At 43.3% G+C, this 16,910-nt stretch carries 17 protein-coding genes; 4 read left to right on the forward strand and 13 right to left on the reverse strand.

The window, feature by feature from the left end; genetic code table 11:
• Positions 1-3: 3 nt before the first annotated feature.
• The 6 genes from PGW99_RS07030 to PGW99_RS07055 form a co-directional block, all read right to left on the reverse strand.
• The gene (locus PGW99_RS07030) at positions 4-783 is read right to left on the reverse strand and encodes a M48 family metallopeptidase (protein WP_273779460.1); all 780 of its coding nucleotides are present in this window, start codon (positions 781-783) and stop codon (positions 4-6) included.
• A 252-nt stretch (positions 784-1,035) separates the two neighbouring features.
• Entirely contained in the window at positions 1,036-1,341 is a 306-nt protein-coding gene (locus PGW99_RS07035) for a hypothetical protein (protein WP_273776867.1), read from the reverse strand.
• Between the two features lie 158 nt (positions 1,342-1,499).
• Positions 1,500-2,819 carry an adenylosuccinate synthase gene (locus tag PGW99_RS07040; protein ID WP_273776868.1) on the reverse strand — a complete coding sequence of 440 codons (1,320 nt, stop codon included), beginning with the start codon at positions 2,817-2,819 and terminating at the stop codon, positions 1,500-1,502.
• Between the two features lie 69 nt (positions 2,820-2,888).
• Positions 2,889-4,055 (reverse strand): ATP phosphoribosyltransferase regulatory subunit, encoded by a 1,167-nt coding sequence (locus tag PGW99_RS07045; protein WP_273776870.1) that lies wholly within the window; start codon positions 4,053-4,055, stop codon positions 2,889-2,891.
• A gap of 267 nt (positions 4,056-4,322) precedes the next feature.
• A complete protein-coding gene (locus PGW99_RS07050; RefSeq protein ID WP_273776872.1) occupies positions 4,323-4,685 on the reverse strand; it encodes a hypothetical protein in 363 nt (120 codons plus the stop codon).
• 56 nt (positions 4,686-4,741) lie between these two features.
• The gene (locus PGW99_RS07055) at positions 4,742-5,764 is read right to left on the reverse strand and encodes a type I glyceraldehyde-3-phosphate dehydrogenase (protein WP_273776873.1); all 1,023 of its coding nucleotides are present in this window, start codon (positions 5,762-5,764) and stop codon (positions 4,742-4,744) included.
• A gap of 254 nt (positions 5,765-6,018) precedes the next feature.
• Here PGW99_RS07055 and alaS point away from each other — a divergent pair, with 254 nt between their 5' ends.
• The 3 genes from alaS to csrA all read left to right on the forward strand — a co-directional run bounded on the left by alaS (position 6,019) and on the right by csrA (position 10,510).
• Positions 6,019-8,670: an alanine--tRNA ligase gene (alaS, locus tag PGW99_RS07060; protein WP_273776874.1), complete on the forward strand. Its 2,652-nt coding sequence runs from the start codon at positions 6,019-6,021 to the stop codon at positions 8,668-8,670.
• 66 nt (positions 8,671-8,736) lie between these two features.
• Positions 8,737-10,017: an aspartate kinase gene (locus tag PGW99_RS07065; RefSeq protein ID WP_273776875.1), complete on the forward strand. Its 1,281-nt coding sequence runs from the start codon at positions 8,737-8,739 to the stop codon at positions 10,015-10,017.
• A 235-nt stretch (positions 10,018-10,252) separates the two neighbouring features.
• Positions 10,253-10,510: a carbon storage regulator CsrA gene (csrA, locus tag PGW99_RS07070; protein ID WP_273776877.1), complete on the forward strand. Its 258-nt coding sequence runs from the start codon at positions 10,253-10,255 to the stop codon at positions 10,508-10,510.
• A gap of 63 nt (positions 10,511-10,573) precedes the next feature.
• On the opposite strand, the gene rnhB is transcribed toward csrA, so the two are convergent.
• Both rnhB and PGW99_RS07080 read right to left on the reverse strand, forming a co-directional pair.
• Positions 10,574-11,140 (reverse strand): ribonuclease HII, encoded by a 567-nt coding sequence (gene rnhB / locus PGW99_RS07075; RefSeq protein WP_273776879.1) that lies wholly within the window; start codon positions 11,138-11,140, stop codon positions 10,574-10,576.
• 67 nt (positions 11,141-11,207) lie between these two features.
• Positions 11,208-11,600 carry a hypothetical protein gene (locus tag PGW99_RS07080; RefSeq protein WP_273776881.1) on the reverse strand — a complete coding sequence of 131 codons (393 nt, stop codon included), beginning with the start codon at positions 11,598-11,600 and terminating at the stop codon, positions 11,208-11,210.
• A gap of 231 nt (positions 11,601-11,831) precedes the next feature.
• Here PGW99_RS07080 and PGW99_RS07085 point away from each other — a divergent pair, with 231 nt between their 5' ends.
• Complete coding sequence (locus PGW99_RS07085; protein ID WP_273776883.1) at positions 11,832-12,389, forward strand: cytochrome b; 558 nt, start codon at positions 11,832-11,834, stop codon at positions 12,387-12,389.
• A gap of 38 nt (positions 12,390-12,427) precedes the next feature.
• On the opposite strand, the gene PGW99_RS07090 is transcribed toward PGW99_RS07085, so the two are convergent.
• From PGW99_RS07090 to PGW99_RS07110, 5 genes are all read right to left on the reverse strand, one after another.
• Complete coding sequence (locus PGW99_RS07090; RefSeq protein ID WP_273776884.1) at positions 12,428-13,426, reverse strand: adenosine deaminase; 999 nt, start codon at positions 13,424-13,426, stop codon at positions 12,428-12,430.
• Between the two features lie 58 nt (positions 13,427-13,484).
• Positions 13,485-14,804 carry an NCS2 family permease gene (locus PGW99_RS07095; protein ID WP_273776885.1) on the reverse strand — a complete coding sequence of 440 codons (1,320 nt, stop codon included), beginning with the start codon at positions 14,802-14,804 and terminating at the stop codon, positions 13,485-13,487.
• Between the two features lie 388 nt (positions 14,805-15,192).
• Complete coding sequence (locus PGW99_RS07100) at positions 15,193-15,429, reverse strand: hypothetical protein (RefSeq protein ID WP_273776887.1); 237 nt, start codon at positions 15,427-15,429, stop codon at positions 15,193-15,195.
• Positions 15,430-15,574: 145 nt separating this feature from the next.
• Positions 15,575-15,835, reverse strand: coding sequence for a hypothetical protein (locus PGW99_RS07105; RefSeq protein WP_273776889.1), 261 nt, complete (start codon positions 15,833-15,835; stop codon positions 15,575-15,577).
• A gap of 220 nt (positions 15,836-16,055) precedes the next feature.
• The gene (locus tag PGW99_RS07110) at positions 16,056-16,904 is read right to left on the reverse strand and encodes a hypothetical protein (protein ID WP_273776890.1); all 849 of its coding nucleotides are present in this window, start codon (positions 16,902-16,904) and stop codon (positions 16,056-16,058) included.
• Between the last annotated feature and the right edge of the window lie 6 nt (positions 16,905-16,910).

Raw genomic sequence — 16,910 nt, forward strand, 5'->3', positions numbered from 1 at the left:
TGCTTAGCGACGATTGTTATAAATTGCTTGTGCTGCCGGCAAATTCTGACGCATTAATTCTATGCGTTGTACGTTTGATGGGTGTGTCGACAAGAATGAGGCACCGCCTGCTCCTTCCAGTTTATTCATCTTTTCCCAGAGCGTGATCGCAGCTTGCGGATTATAGCCCGCACGCGCCATGAGCATCAAACCGCCCTGATCGGCACGTGTTTCCAAACTACGCGAATAGGGTAAGCCTACGCCTACCTGTGCCCCTAGATCAATCGCTGCTGAACCCAATTGACCAATACTGTTCCCTGCATAGCTTTTGCCAATTCCAATCGCAAGATTGGTCAATGCCTGTGCACCAATTTTGCTTTTCGCATGTTCTTCCAAGGCATGCACCATTTCATGCCCCATGACAGCTGCAATCTCAGCATCTGTCAGGTTTAGTTTTTCTACAATACCGGTATAGAACACCACTTTACCACCCGGTGCGACATAAGCATTCACATCACTCGACTTCAACACAGCTAGTTGCCATGCAAACGCTGTACCGGTTTGATTTTGTTGATCTGCATACGGTCTTAAACGATTAAAGACTGAATAAACACGACGGTAAGTTGCAGAACTGGTATCCAATTGGTTCTTGCTCTGTGCTTCTTGAACCATCTTATTATAGCTTTGCGTCGATGTCGCATTGAGCGTAGCACTATCTGCACCTGCCAGATCGGCCATGGTGGTACAGCCTGACAAGGTGATGACACCTGCTGCACATAGACTAAGAAGCAATTTTTTTTGCATTTGCATAGGCTTCGACTCTACTGTATTTGCTAAAAGCAGTATATTTATTGAAAAGTGGACTTTAGTGCATTATAGACAAAGCACAAAAGCGTTTTAAGTGCTTGAACTCGCCATAATCTTTGGATTTGTGTAATCACTTATCCATAAAATATTCACAATATCAATGCACTGTACTGAATAAACTCTTAGTACTTTAAAGGTTCATTTTATAATTATGAAATCTATCACTTTTACTTAAAATATTAGACTGATTTACGAAAAGCTAAAGAATACCCAAGAAGCCAAACAAGCGAGGTCAATCACAAAATAGAAATGGCATAGTGGTTCGATCTTGTCTTCTAGATTGACCTTTTTACGTTTCCATAGCAGATAGATATTTTGCAGCAAGATAATTGGTGCAATAATTGCGGCCAAGACAAAAGACAGCCCCACCAATACATCAAAATAACGTCCGACGTCTGCAGTCTGACTTCGTATAATCCACATGGCAATGGTCGGTGCACCACCAATTGCAAACAATAGTGAATAAAACATGGTTTTGGAAACGTTACTTTGCATCTACTTCCCTGAAATACAGCGTTAAAATCATCTCTAGCCTAAAGCCATCTCTCCTTTTTGGATGCTCGACTTTAGTCGTTGTCATTTTTATCAAGTAAATATCAAGATATAGAAAAGCCCCATCATGTATGGGGCTTTTCTGTCAGATCATTCGCAGATTAAGCATCAAATGGATGACGAAGTACAATCGTTTCTGCACGGTCTGGACCGGTCGAAATAATGTCGATTGGACATTCGATTAACTGCTCAATACGTTTGATATAGTTAATCGCATTTTGTGGAAGCTGTTCAACGCTTGTAGCACCTACAGTCGACTCAGACCAACCTGGCATGGTTTCGTAAATTGGTTTTAAGTTTTCATAAGCCAAAGCATCAGACGAACCCACACAACCTGAATCAGTGTTTTCATAACCGATACAGATTTTCACTTCATCCAAACCATCCAATACATCCAGTTTGGTCAAGCAGATACCTGAAAGCGAGTTCACATCTACGGAACGGCGTAAGATTTCTGCATCAAACCAACCACAACGACGCTGACGGCCAGTCGATGCGCCGAACTCATGACCTACCGTACCCAAATGACGACCAATTGCATCGCCCGTATCCGTCGCTGCATCGTAATGCAATTCTGTTGGGAATGGACCCGCACCTACACGAGTCGTGTAAGCTTTGGTAATACCTAATACATAGTCAAGGTGTAATGGACCCAAACCAGAACCAGAACTTACGCCACCAGCAGTGGTATTCGAAGAGGTAACATACGGATAAGTACCGTGATCCACATCGAGCAATGAACCTTGTGCACCTTCAAACATAATATTGTCACCGTTTTTACGGTAATTATGCAATTCAGTGGTGACATCAACCACGAGTGGAGCAACAACTTCGCGCCATTGGTCGCAGAGTGCCAATACATCTTCCAGTTTTACCGCTTCAACACCGTAGTATTGAGTCAACTGGAAGTTATGGTAGTCGAGCAATTCAGCCAACTGAGCTTTTAATGCTTCACCGCCACGCACCAAGTCCGCTACACGAACTGCACGACGCGCAACTTTGTCTTCATAAGCAGGGCCAATACCGCGGCCTGTGGTACCAATTTTTGCATTGCCACGCTTTTTCTCACGTGCCTGATCCAGTGCAATATGGTTTGGAAGAATCAAAGGACAGTTTGGAGAAATACGCAAACGCTCTTTAACCGGTACGCCCTGCTCTTCAAGAATGGTCATTTCCTTGATGAGCGCTTCTGGTGAAAGCACCACACCGTTACCGATTAAGCACAGTACGTTTTCACGCAAAATGCCTGATGGAATGAGGTGTAATACAGTTTTCTTACCACCAACCACAAGAGTGTGGCCTGCGTTGTGTCCACCTTGATAACGAACTACCGCAGCCGCTTGATCTGTGAGCAGGTCGACGATTTTTCCTTTACCTTCGTCGCCCCATTGGGTACCGAGTACCACAACATTTTTGCCCATAATAGCCTCATTACATCATGCTGTTAAAATTGAAAACCTGACTGTGCAAGACTTTGCACAACCACGCGATTAAATCTTTTCGACTGTCCACTCACCTGCAACCTGCACCATTTGATGGGTCGCATACGGTACCGAGCTTAAATCATCCTCGCCAAGCAACTGAATGACACGCAGACCTTGCTGACGCGCTTCAGCAATCGCCTGAAGCAAATCTGTTTGATGACCATTTGGTGCCACAACGACTTCTAGCTGCTCAAACTGACCATCAGTAAGCGCGTATAAGTCACAGCTAAAACCGGTTGCTGGGCGGCTACGACCGAAATGTTCACCAATACCATCGTAACGTCCGCCTTGTGCCAGTGGCGCTGCGCGGTTTGGTGCATATACTGCGAACATCAAACCGGTATGGTAGTGATAACTACGCAATTCAACGACATCTACACCAACATGAATATTCGACCAACGGCTTTCAATTTGCTGCTTGGTTGAAATTAAATCATTCAAGGCACTTTGGAAGGCACTATCTGCCAATACCGTTGAAGTTAGGTTAGCTTGTAAGGCGGTTAAATCACTTGAATAGCGGCCCAGATTATAAAAATCCTGACCTAAATTTAGACTTGCGCTGTACTCAGCCAATTCTGGCAATGCCTTACGCTGATACAAATCAGACAAATGACGCTCTTGAGCTTTGCTTAAACCGGCCAGTTTCACCAAACTGCGGAACAACCCAACATGTGCCAAGTCCAGATGCAATCCATGCTGATGATCTGCCAGGGTCACAATACCTAGCATTACATCAATCAATTCTACATCGGCAGCAATACTTTGGTGACCATACAATTCCGCGCCCAATTGCAACGGCGCACGTGATGCAGAAAAGCCTTGTGGTTTGGTATGTAAGATGGTGCCGGCATAACAGTAACGTGCCACGCCATCAATCGGACGGACATGCGCATCGATACGTGCCACTTGAGGGGTCATATCCGCACGGACACCCAGCAAACGGCCAGAAATTTGATCGATGATTTTAAAGGTCGCAAGGTCTAAATCTTGGTTAGATTCAGAAAGAGAAGAAAGTGACTCAATATATTCAATAAAAGGCGTATAAACCAATTCATATCCGCGAACTGCAAGATAGTCGAGTGCACGGCAACGAAGCGATTCAATCACCTGTGCTTGTTCTGGTAATACGTCAGCTACACCGTCAGGTAATAACCATGTCTCTGAAATGGGCATGTTGCAAACCTAAATTCTTGTCAGCGCGGAATTTATCCGCATAAAAAAATCGGGAACACACCCGATTTCTCGTATTTTAGCACGATAGTTTGCAGCATGCACCTGACAATTTTAAGAAATCATGCCGCAAACTTTTGTTGTGCATTAAATGTAAAGAAAGTTCACTAATCTCGCAATTTTTAAAAGATCTTGTGATGTTTTTTTCTCTACTATAAGGCTCTAGCCTTAGTAGAAAATCTTCTTTTTTGAACAAAAGATCAAGATTTCTCAGCTTTCTGGTGCTCCCTGTACAGAAACTCCCGCCTGCTGAGGCTGAGTTTTCTTTAAGTCTTCCGCATGACCCACATACTTGGCCAACAAAGCCATAAGTTCGGTCTGTTGAGTCTCCAAATGGTTGACCTTCTGCACAGCCTGACTCAGTGTTTCCCGTTCATGATGCACACTCTTGACGAGTTCCTGCATGATTTCGAGCGTCTTTTTCAGATTCCCTTCAAGCAGTGCTATTTTTTCTTCTAAATGCTGTTGCTCGGTCTCATCAGCCATTTTGGCTTCATTCTTAAAATGAAGCGCAATTAAAAAAATGACTGCGATAGCCAATAACAGGATAAATCCCCACATTAGCAACATCATGTTACTCCCCAATGTAAAATTATGGGGTGATCATCCCAACCACCCTCGACTTTATATTATTGAAAAGACTCACACAAATCGAGCAAACGATTTGCATAACCCCATTCGTTATCATACCAGGCAAAGACCTTGGCCTGATGTCCCACCACCATAGTTTGGGTTAAATCCACAATTAATGAATAAGGCGAGTGATTAAAGTCACTCGACACTAAAGGTTCATCGGTGACCGACATAATCGACGCATAATCTGATTGTGCAGCCTTGATTAAAATTTCATTAATATGATGTACGGTAACGGGGGTTTGTGAAATAAAAGTTAAATCAATTGCCGCCACATTAATGGTCGGCACACGAATGGAATAACCATCTATACGTTCCGCCATTTTTGGCATTACACGTTTTAATGCGCCCAAGGCCGAAGACGTTGTTGGAATAATATTTTGTCCTGCAGCGCGTGCACGACGTAAATCACGATGGGCCTGATCCAGTACCGACTGATCGGCCGTTACTGCATGAATTTCCGTCATTAGTGCGGTATCTATACCAAAGGCATCATCAATAATTTTAACCAATGGCACCAACGCCTGAGTGGTACACGACACACTGGAAATAATCTGGTCAGTGGCTTTGACTTCGTGATGATTAACACCATAAACAATCGCAGCATCGACTGTATCAAAGGGTGCCGCACCAATAATCACACGTCTGGCACCCGCCTGAATATGCTGGGTTGCCGCGGCACGCGATCGGAACAACCCGGTACACTCCAACACCACATCAATGTCTAACTGTTGCCATGGCAACAGCTGCGGTTGTGCCTGACAGAGCACCTGAACCTTTAAACTGGCAGAACCGGAATGAATCTGTAAATAGATCTGTTCATGTTCCACCATCACCTGAACCGTTCCGGCAAAACGGCCGTGCGTCGAGTCATACTTAAACAGATGAACTAGTGTTTCTACATCCGCAATATCATTTATGGCCACAATCTCAAATTGAAAGTCCTTGGGATTTTCAAACCAGGCGCGCAAAACATTACGTCCGATTCGCCCAAAACCGTTTATGGCCACTCGTTGCATCAGTTGTCCTTTCTATCGAAAAAATCGTTTTACTGTCCTATGTTAAAACAAGCTGCGAGTGAATGGACACAGCTATTTCGAATAAACACAGATTTGTCTGATATTCCCACTAAAATCATTGGTCGCGTTCGGATTTTCCGTTATAATTTGGCGTTTTTAAAATTATTAGCCAGCCTCTTTCGATCCCTCATGATCAAATCATCATCGCAAGAGTGCTTTTAGCCCCTTTTTGGAATTTATGGAGTGACTTGGTTGTGAGTACTCGTTTTATGACATCCGCTGAAATTCGTGAAGCATTTTTGCGCTATTTTGAATCGCAAGGGCATACACGTGTCGCATCGAGTTCTCTAGTTCCGGCCAACGACCCAACCCTGCTATTTACCAATGCCGGGATGAACCAGTTTAAAGACTGTTTCTTGGGTCTGGAAAAACGCGATTATGTGCGTGCAACCAGTTCACAAAAATGTGTCCGTGCCGGTGGTAAACATAACGATTTAGACAACGTCGGTTATACCGCACGTCACCATACTTTCTTTGAAATGCTGGGCAACTTCTCGTTTGGTGATTACTTCAAACGTGATGCGATCAAATTTGCCTGGGAATTCTTGACCAGCGATGAATGGCTGGCACTACCAAAAGATCGTTTGTATGCCACGGTTTATCATACTGACGACGAAGCGTATGACATCTGGAACAAAGAAATTGGCCTAGATGCCAGCCGCATTATCCGCATTGGTGACAATAAAGGTGGCCAGTACGCATCAGACAACTTCTGGGCTATGGGTGATACCGGTCCTTGCGGTCCATGTTCAGAAATTTTCTATGATCACGGTGATCATATCTGGGGCGGTTTACCTGGCACACCAGAAGAAGATGGCGACCGTTTCATCGAGATCTGGAACAACGTATTCATGCAGTTTAACCGTACTGCGGATGGTGTATTACACCCTCTTCCAGCGCCATCTGTCGATACAGGCATGGGCTTGGAACGTATTTCTGCAGTCATGCAGCACGTCAATTCCAACTACGAAATCGACCTGTTCCAGCATTTATTGAAAGCTGCTGCCAACATCATTGGCATTGAAGACCAAGGTCAACCATCTTTACGCGTATTGGCGGATCACACGCGTTCTTGCTGCTTCTTGATTGCAGATGGCGTAAACCCGTCGAATGAAGGTCGTGGTTACGTGTTACGCCGTATTATTCGTCGTGCAGTGCGCCACGGTAACAAACTCGGAGCAACCGGTAGCTTCTTCCATAAAATGTTGCAACCGCTGATTGAAGTGATGGGTGAAGCTTATCCTGAACTCGCAGCAAACAAAGAACGTATTGAAGCCACTTTATTGCGTGAAGAAGAACAGTTTGCCAAAACCCTTGAGCAAGGCTTGAAACTGCTTGAAGGCGAATTAGCCAACTTGCAAGGTACTGTCATCCCGGGCGAAACCGTATTCAAACTGTATGATACTTACGGCTTCCCGACAGACTTAACCGCTGATATTGCTCGTGAACGTGACTTAACCATTGACGAAGCCGGTTTTGAAGTTGAGATGGCTGCACAGCGCCAACGTGCGCGTGATGCTGGCAAATTCAACGTCGACTATAACAGCATTGTCAAAGTAGAAGGCGAAACCCAATTTGATGGCTATGACGCAACCCAAGGTCAAGGTCAAATCGTTGCCATTTACAAAGATGGCGAGCAAGTTGATGAAGTGACTGAGGGTGATGAAGCGCTGATCGTACTGAACCAAACCCCATTCTATGCAGAAAGTGGCGGTCAGATTGGCGATACAGGGATCTTCAAAAACGATACCGGTATTTTTGAAGTGCAAGACACGAAAAAATCTGGTGGCGCATTTGTACATCAAGGTATCGTGACCATGGGCAGCTTAAAAGCAGCTCAAACTGTTGAGGCCATCGTCAAAGCCGACATCCGCGAAGCCACTGCACGTAATCACTCTGCAACCCACTTGTTACACGCCGCGCTTCGTCAAGTTTTGGGCGAACACGTACAACAAAAAGGCTCATTGGTTGCCTCTGACATCTTGCGTTTTGACTTTGCCAATGACCAGGCAGTGACTTTTGAACAACTGCAACAAGTTGAACAGTTGGTGAACCGTGAAGTGATTGCCAATACCGTTGTTTCTACCGAATTGCTCGATATTGAATCTGCCAAAGCCAAAGGCGCGATGATGCTGTTTGGTGAAAAATATGGTGAAGAAGTCCGCGTACTTTCTATGGGTTCAATCATTGAAGAGAAAAACTTCTCGATTGAATTGTGTGGCGGCATCCATGTAAAACGCACGGGTGACATTGGTCTGTTCAAGATCATATCTGAAGGCGGGATCGCCGCAGGTGTACGCCGTATTGAAGCGGTGACTGGTAGCAAGGCGCTCGAAACTGTACAAAAAGCCGATCGAACCATTCGCAATATCGATGCGTTGCTTAAGGCACAGAAAGACCAAACTTTTGAGCGCGTACAGGCGACTGTTGAAAATGCAGCTTCACTGCAAAAACAGCTCGAGCAATTAAACCAGAAACTGGCTAATTTCCAAGCGACAGAATTGCTGAATCAGGTTCAGAACATTGCTGGACGTGTGACCCTGATTACGACCGTACACGGAATGGATGCAAAAGCATTACGCAACTTGCACGACAGCGTAAAATCCAAACTCGAAGATGCAGTGATTGTTCTTGCTGGCGTTGAGGCAGACAAAGTCAGTCTCATCGCTTCTGTTGCAAAACAATACAATGCGACTGTAAAAGCAGGTGACATCATTAAACACCTTGCCGGCGAACTTGGCGGTAAAGGCGGTGGTAAACCTGACTTGGCACAAGGTGGCGCGCCACTTAACGAGAAGTTTGCAGCAGTCATGGCTGCTGTACCGGCTTGGCTGGAACAACAATAAAACTTCACTTTTTGTGTAACTGACCCTGAAAAGCAACTTCAGGGTCATGGCTTATATGGAACAACTATGGCATTAATCGTTCAAAAATATGGCGGTACTTCTATGGGTACCCCCGAGCGCATTTTAAATGTTGCTCGTCGTGTGAAGCGCTGGCATGATCACGGCCACAAGGTTGTAGTGGTTGTATCTGCAATGAGTGGTGAAACAAACCGCTTGTTAGCTCTCGCGAAAGCCATTACCGACAGTCCTGATCCACGCGAGTTGGACCAAATGGTTTCAACGGGTGAACAGGTAACGATTTCCATGTTAGCTATGGCGCTCAATTCTATTGGCGTAGCAGCTAAATCTTTGACTGGTCGCCAAGTTGGCATTCAAACAGACAGCGCCTTCACTAAAGCCCGTATTGAATCGATCGATACAGATGTCTTGACTGAAAATCTGGATGCAGGTCGTGTGATTGTCGTTGCAGGTTTCCAAGGCTTCGATGCTGATGGCAACACGACTACCTTGGGTCGTGGTGGTTCAGACACCTCAGGTGTTGCACTTGCTGCAGCATTAAAGGCTGATGAGTGCCAGATTTATACAGACGTGGATGGTGTCTACACCACCGACCCACGCGTTGCACCAAAAGCGAAAAAAGTTGATCGCATTTCTTTTGAAGAAATGCTGGAAATGGCATCTCTTGGTTCTAAAGTCCTACAAATTCGTTCAGTTGAATTTGCGGGTAAATACCAAGTGCCTTTACGCGTATTATCAAGCTTTGATAATGACGATGATGGCGCATTCGACGAAGAGTTCAAAAAGAACGTCGGTACACTAATCACCACAGAAGCGGAAGACAACATGGAACAACCAATTATTTCGGGTATCGCGTTTAACCGTGATGAAGCTAAATTAACCATCCTGGGCGTGCCTGATGAACCAGGTATTGCTTCCAAAATCTTGTCGCCAATTGGTGCTGCCAACATCGAAGTGGATATGATTATCCAAAATGTTGAAGAAGATGGTACGACTGACTTCACATTCACAGTGAACCGTGGTGAACTTGCCAAAGCAACAGCCATCCTTGAAGAAACCGCGAAAAACATTGGTGCACGTGAAGTAGCTACCCGTGACGATATTGTAAAGGTATCGATTGTAGGCGTCGGTATGCGTTCTCACGCGGGCGTAGCAAGCAAAATGTTTACAGCTTTGGCTGATGAAGGTATCAACATCCTCATGATCTCGACTTCTGAAATTAAAATTTCAGTGATTATTGAAGAAAATTACCTCGAACTTGCGGTACGTACATTACATACCGCTTTTGGCTTAGACCGTGAACACGGCGAAAGCAGTGCACGCGCTTAACTGTAGATTTTTGAATTAATATTCAACTAAAGCGTGATAAAAAATATAGAGCCGCTATAGTCTTTTCTATCGCGGCTCTGTTATATTTAGGCTGAGGCTGTAGGAAAATTTCAACAGGATTGTTATATCAGCAATTTTTGGTATTCTGTTCAAATTTTCTCTGATGACCCTGCTTGTCATTTTTTTATTTATGCAAGAACTATCGCAGGTTTAGCGTTTTAGCAAGGAGATAAACATGCTGATTCTGACTCGACGCGTCGGAGAAACATTAATGATTGGGGATCAAGTCAGCGTGACTGTACTTGGTGTCAAAGGAAACCAGGTTCGTATTGGTGTTAATGCTCCGAAAGAAGTGTCCGTGCATCGTGAAGAGATCTATCAACGTATTCAGCATGAGCGCGCTATGCATGAACACCTGCAACATATAGATCAAGATTACCAACCTTCTTTTTATGAAGAAGACCAATTTGCTCCCAAGGATTATAACCGTTAAGGTTTAATTTCTTCTAAAGCGGCCAATCGGCCGCTTTAAATTTATGTGCAGAAAAATACTCAATTAAAGGCCTAACACTTTTTTGACCGGGCCAAAACTTCGACGATGCTGATCCACCACCCCATGTTCAGCGATTGCAGCAAAATGGGCTTTGGTCGGATATCCTTTATGCTTGGCGAATCCATAATGCGGATACTGCTGATCCAGCACCAGCATCTGACGGTCACGCGTGACTTTGGCCAAAATACTGGCTGCGGAGATTTCCGCATGCAGTGCATCTCCACCGACTATTGCCTCACAAGCCATCATGAGCCCCTGTGGCTCTTTATTACCATCCACCAGTACCTTTTCGGGTTGCACGGTCAATCCTTCCACAGCACGGCGCATCGCAAGCAATGAAGCTTGTAAGATATTCAACTCGTCAATTTCTTGTGCTGAAGCTTCCGCAATACTCCAGGCGATGGCTTTTTGCTGAATTTCAACAAATAATTTCTCACGTTTTTTTTCAGTGAGTTTTTTGGAATCATTCAATCCCTCAATGGGATTGTTCGGATCCAAAATCACCGCAGCAGCGACAACGGCACCCACCAAGGGTCCTCGCCCTGCTTCATCTACACCCGCAATTCGCATGTTAGGTTCCTATCTCCCCATAAAAAACAGGCTGAACACCGTCAGCCTGTTCGATTCAATTTCAGAATTATTGCAATGCTTCATTGATACATGCATTAATTGTACGGTTCACGGCATTATTCACAATGATCGTACGTGCAGCAGGATCAATTGCTGCTGCAGCCAAGTCTACGGCAGTCACACTCGTCGGTGCTTTTTCGCTCACACAGCCACAAATATTGGTTTGTACGCTCTGTTTCTGTTGAGCAGTCATCAAACGTGTTGCGGTTTGCCATGCAGGCAGTTTATTCAGCTCAGTATTACATTTGGCATTTGCTGCAATTTTAATAGCCGTAATTCCCAATTGCTGCGCGGTAGAGTTTGTAGTCGTCGTTGTCCCCGTAGTTGTACCTGACATCGGTGCAACACATGCGCTCAATAAAAATGTTAAAGGGGCGAATAATAATACTAATTTTTTCAAAGCGAATTCCTAATTCATGATAAAAATGCTTCGGCAGTATTTTGCCTAAAGCCTTCTACAGATGAAATAACTAAATTGCATGATTTGTGCAAATCATCTGTAATTACCCTTACAGACATTAGATAACAGATGAGCGTTCCAATTGCGCAACGCATCGTCATAGGTACTGCGTTTTTTCACTCACTGCAGCCTTCTATTATTCCCACACACTCCTTATCACTCAAGAAACCTATGTCATCGCAACATTCATCTTATTACACTCGCACCGCACAATTCTTGCACTGGATTATGGCACTGATTTTTATTGTGGCTTGGCTCATTGGTTTTTACAGTGGAAATTTCTTAAGTTATGACGTTGATGGACACTTTAAAGGCGATGTCATTACCTTACATAAAAATATTGCCACGATGATTATGTTCCTATTGGTAATCCGCCTCTTCTGGCGTTATACACACCCTGCTCCAAAACTTCCCGCCACAATGTCTCCAACAATGAAACTGTTCGCCCATTTAGGACATTTGGGGCTTTATTTTATGCTGATTGCGATTCCTGTCACTGGCTGTCTGTTTAGCTGGAGTGTGGGAAAACCTGTGCCTGTGCTTTATTTATTTGAACTGCCACGCTTGGTCGAGAAGAACCCGGAACTGTTAGCCATCATCAAGCCTTTGCATATCTATCTATCCTGGTTTGCGGCTGTGATGATTGTTGGCCATGTTCTTGCTGCTCTGAAACACCATTTTATTGATAAAGATAACGTCTTACGCAGCATGACACATCAAGCTAAGTAACGGATAAAAAACCGCATCCTGAGATGCGGTTTTTAACTTTACAGCTGATTAATCTGAGCAATCCACTGCTGTTTTTCAGCCTCGCTCAAGAATGAAGCATTAAATGAATTAATCGCAAGCTGTTTCAACTCGGCGTTACTCAACTCCAAAGCATCAGCAGTAGCAATAAAATTGTCATTCATATATCCGCCAAAATAAGCTGGATCATCCGAGTTAATGGTGACACATACCCCTTGCTGAAGCATACGGCGCAAATTATGCTCATGCAGGTCTTTGACCACACAGAGTTTCAAGTTGCTTAATGGACACACCGTTAAAGGCATCTTTTCAGCAATCAGGCGTTGCATGAGAACAGAATCTTCTTCTGAACGTACGCCATGGTCAACCCGCTGTACTTTAAGCAGATCAAGCGCCTGCCAAACGTAATCCGCTGGCCCTTCTTCTCCAGCATGGGCAACAGTGAGGAATCCGGCTTCACGTGCCTTGGTAAAAACCCGTTCAAACTTAGAAGGTGGATGGCCAACTTCACTGGAATCCAGTCCAACTGCAACAATATCCTGCTGATAAGGCAAAGCCTGCTCTAATGTTTGCAGCGCCTCTTCTTCGCTCAGATGCCGCAAGAAACACATGATCAGAAAACTACTGATACCAAATTTTTGCTGGGCATCCTGACAGGCTCTTTTCAGTCCGCTCAATACCGTACTGAATGCGACACCACGCGCGGTGTGTGTCTGTGGATCAAAGAAAATTTCCGTATGAACCACATGATCTGCATGACATTTTTCAAAATATGCCCAGGCCAAGTCATAAAAATCCTGTTCATGGATCAGGACATTTGCCCCCGCATAATAAATATCGAGAAAAGATTGCAGATTATGAAAATTGTAGGCCTGCTTCACTTCCTCTACCGTCTTATACGGAATCGCAATCTGATTACGTTGTGCAATTGCAAACATCAATTCAGGTTCAAATGTCCCCTCAATATGCACATGCAGTTCAGCCTTCGGTAAGGCACGGATTAAAGCATGATGGTCCATGATGCATCCTCTTTATCTTCATGAAGGGCGACTCGCACCCTCTTATTTCTGTTTGGAATTAACCACCAAACACAGCAAATTTAACCGTCCACAATAGCGCAATAATCCATACCATGTAAGGTACCTGTTTAGCCTGACCAGTGAAAAGTTTCACTAAGGCGTAGCTAATAAAGCCCATTGCAATACCGTCGGCAATTGAATAGGTAAATGGCATAAACACGATGGTCAAAAAAGCTGGCACTGCTTCAGTAATATCTTCCCAATCAATATGAGTGATACCCTGAATCATGAGTACCCCGACAAAAAGCAGAGCAGGTGCTGTCGCAAAACTTGGTACAGATTGAGCAAGTGGTGCCAGAAACAAACAAGTTAAGAACAACAGAGCGACCACAACGGCTGTTAAGCCGGTACGGCCACCTGCGGCAACACCGGAAGCCGATTCAATATAAGGCGTGGTCGATGAAGTTCCTAAAGCTGCACCAGCGACAATGGCCGTTGAATCTGCAAACAGTGCTTTCTTCAAACGTGGCAATTTACCATCTTGCAGCAATCCCGCACGATGTGCTACCCCAACCAAAGTTCCGGTTGAGTCAAACAGATCAACCAGAAAGAAGACAAAAATCACGCCAACCAGACTGGCGGTAAAGAGTCCTTCAAAATTCATTTGCAGAAAGGTGGGCGCGATGGAAGGAATCTGTCCGACCACACCTTTAAACTCATTCAATCCCAGGAACGTAGCCAGAGCTGTAATAACCAGAATGCTGATAATAATGGCGCCACGAATACGGTAATAATGCAGAATAATAATCAGTAAAAAACCGAGCAGAGAAAGCAATACGGTCGGTTGCTGCATATGCCCCAAGCCAACCAAGGTTGCTGAGTTATCTACGATAATTCCTGCATTTCTGAGGGCAACCAAGGCTAAAAACAGCCCAATCCCCCCCCCAATCGCCAGTTTCAGCGACATTGGAATGGCATTGACGATTGCTTCACGAATTTTGAATAGACTAATCGCAATAAAGACCAAACCCGACATAAACACAGCTGCAAGTGCTGTTTGCCAAGGAATACCCATTCCCAGACAGACAGAGTAGGTAAAATAAGCATTCAATCCCATACCCGGTGCAAGGGCGATCGGATAGTTGGCCACCAGCCCCATTACAAAACAGCCTATTGCCGCAGCAAGACAAGTCGCTACAAAGACAGCGCCATAATCCATCCCTGTTTCTGACAGGATAATTGGATTAACAATAATGATGTAACACATGGTTAAGAATGTCGTTACACCGGCCAGAACTTCGGTTCTAAAAGTGGTTTTATTCTCACTTAACTTGAATAAACGTTCGAAAACACTGGCCGAAGGATTCGGTGTCGTCATCTGTATAGCCCCTGTCTATGCAATTTGAGCTGTGGATTATCTTCCAAATGTCATTCATTTGGATGCGGTCATCTCATCAGTGTGCTAGACATATTGATGAGAATTTCATCATTCTCGTTAGACTCATGCATGATCCTATTTACACTCAAAGCCCTTAGCTTCATAAACAAAAAAGCCGCATTCCATAATGCAGCTTTTTTCTTATAGGTTCAGTTGTGTTGCAGGCAGCCAAATGTCAACTGAATGAATAGGCCAATAGTATAACATGAGCAATCATAAAATTTAAAAGGTGATTTTTACTAAAAATTAAAAATAAGAAATTGTTTTAAATAAATTAAAAATATTTAATTGAAATTAATAGGTAATTTTTTATAACATAAAGTAAATTTTATAAGGGTTTATCCTGCACAAGAATCGGCTTGTTTAAATCAGAATTTAGCTTTTGCAAATGATGAGGATTCGTCTGCACTCGCTTTAAAGACTGTTTCGCTTCTTGGATCACCTGCATCATTCTTTGTCGTTTGTCACGTTGTATTTTTGAATAAGTTGCATGCCCAATCAACAATACACCACCGACAGCTGCAAGTAATAGGATTTTTTTTATATGGGTATTTCTATCGTTCATATTTGAGCTCGTAGTAAAGCGCTTCTTTGCAATGGTTATAGCATTGTTTTACTCGCGTATTGTTATTCTGTCTAAATAGATCCAGCCTTATTTGCAAAATTTTATTAAAAAATAAGGGGATTCATTTTTTATTGAGGCCGAGGTGCTAATGCTGCTGTTTAAAACCTGCCGGTATAATATTTCTATGCAGCTTTTCATTTTCATGAACCTGCTCAGCTTCTGCAAGCATACGAATAAATTCTTGTTGCTGTCGATGCTGTGCTTCTTGCCAAGCGACATGAGCCACTAAAACCAATGTGGCTACAAAAAAGATCAATAAGATTTTTGTTCTCATTGTCTTTCCTCCCTTTCCATAGCAAAGATCTAAATACATTATTTTATCTTTTGGTAAACTAAATTTTTTCATGATGAATTTCAATTATTTTAAATGACTTAAAATTCTATATGCAATTCAACATATTGATTTTAATAGCGGCAACTATACCTATACATCACTATACCAGTGTGATTATTTTGTTATGAGTTTTTAACTTTAGGTTAATTCAAGTTGGAAAAATGCAATAAAAAAGCCTCCAAGGAGGCAATTTCAAAATGGTTGAATGTATTCAGCTGAGCAACTCAAATAATTATGAATAAAGCGTCAAAAATAGTGCTAAGGCTCTTTCCTGCATGGTAATTTTTTGAGCGTGGGTCTGTTGAATTCCTTTTTGCATTGCTTGGAATTGGCTTAACTTTGCTGGATCTTCAAATTGCAGTTGGCCATTTTCAATAGTCCAAGCATTTTCTTTCAATAAACGCAGCATCTCTCGTCTTACCGCAAGATTTTTCTTTTCCAGATTCAGAATCTGTTCTTGAGTTTTTACATATTGGGTAAAAAATTGATCAAAGTTCTGATGAAAATGATTCGTCTTGTTATGCGTGGATAATTCAATCTGGTTCGCATCAATTAATAACTGATCAAACATTTCAGATTTTTCGCGATACATTTCCACAAATAGCAAATCAACTTGATTCAAAGTAACTTCGGCTTGTATCAAAGTTGGATCTTGCTGGAGATAAGCCACGGTAAACAATTCATTTAACTTTAATTGGTTCTTTTTCTCACGATAACGGTTTTCAAAGCTGAGACTACGCTTAAAGTATTTTGTCATAAGGTGTTCGATACGCTCATAATCGCCGCTTAACTCCACCTCTTTGATCTGCAAATCAATAATGGTGCTGGGATTTACTGCCTGCTTCTTGAATAAACTCACACTATGCTGAAAGTGGCTTTCAAATTCCTGAAAACTTTGCCGTACCTGGTAAAGATACACGCCTACCCCGACCAAAATGGCAATACCAAATAAGCTAGTGATCAAAAAAAGGTTGGTGGATTTATTCATTGTTACCCAAGCTTTATTGCAAAAGAGAGAATGGCTTCCAGCCTCAATCTTATCTTGTTGATAGCTGAAAATATTTTGTGATGAATTTAACAAAAATAC

The sequence above is a fragment of the Acinetobacter sp. GSS19 genome (assembly GCF_028621895.1).
GTDB lineage: Bacteria > Pseudomonadota > Gammaproteobacteria > Pseudomonadales > Moraxellaceae > Acinetobacter.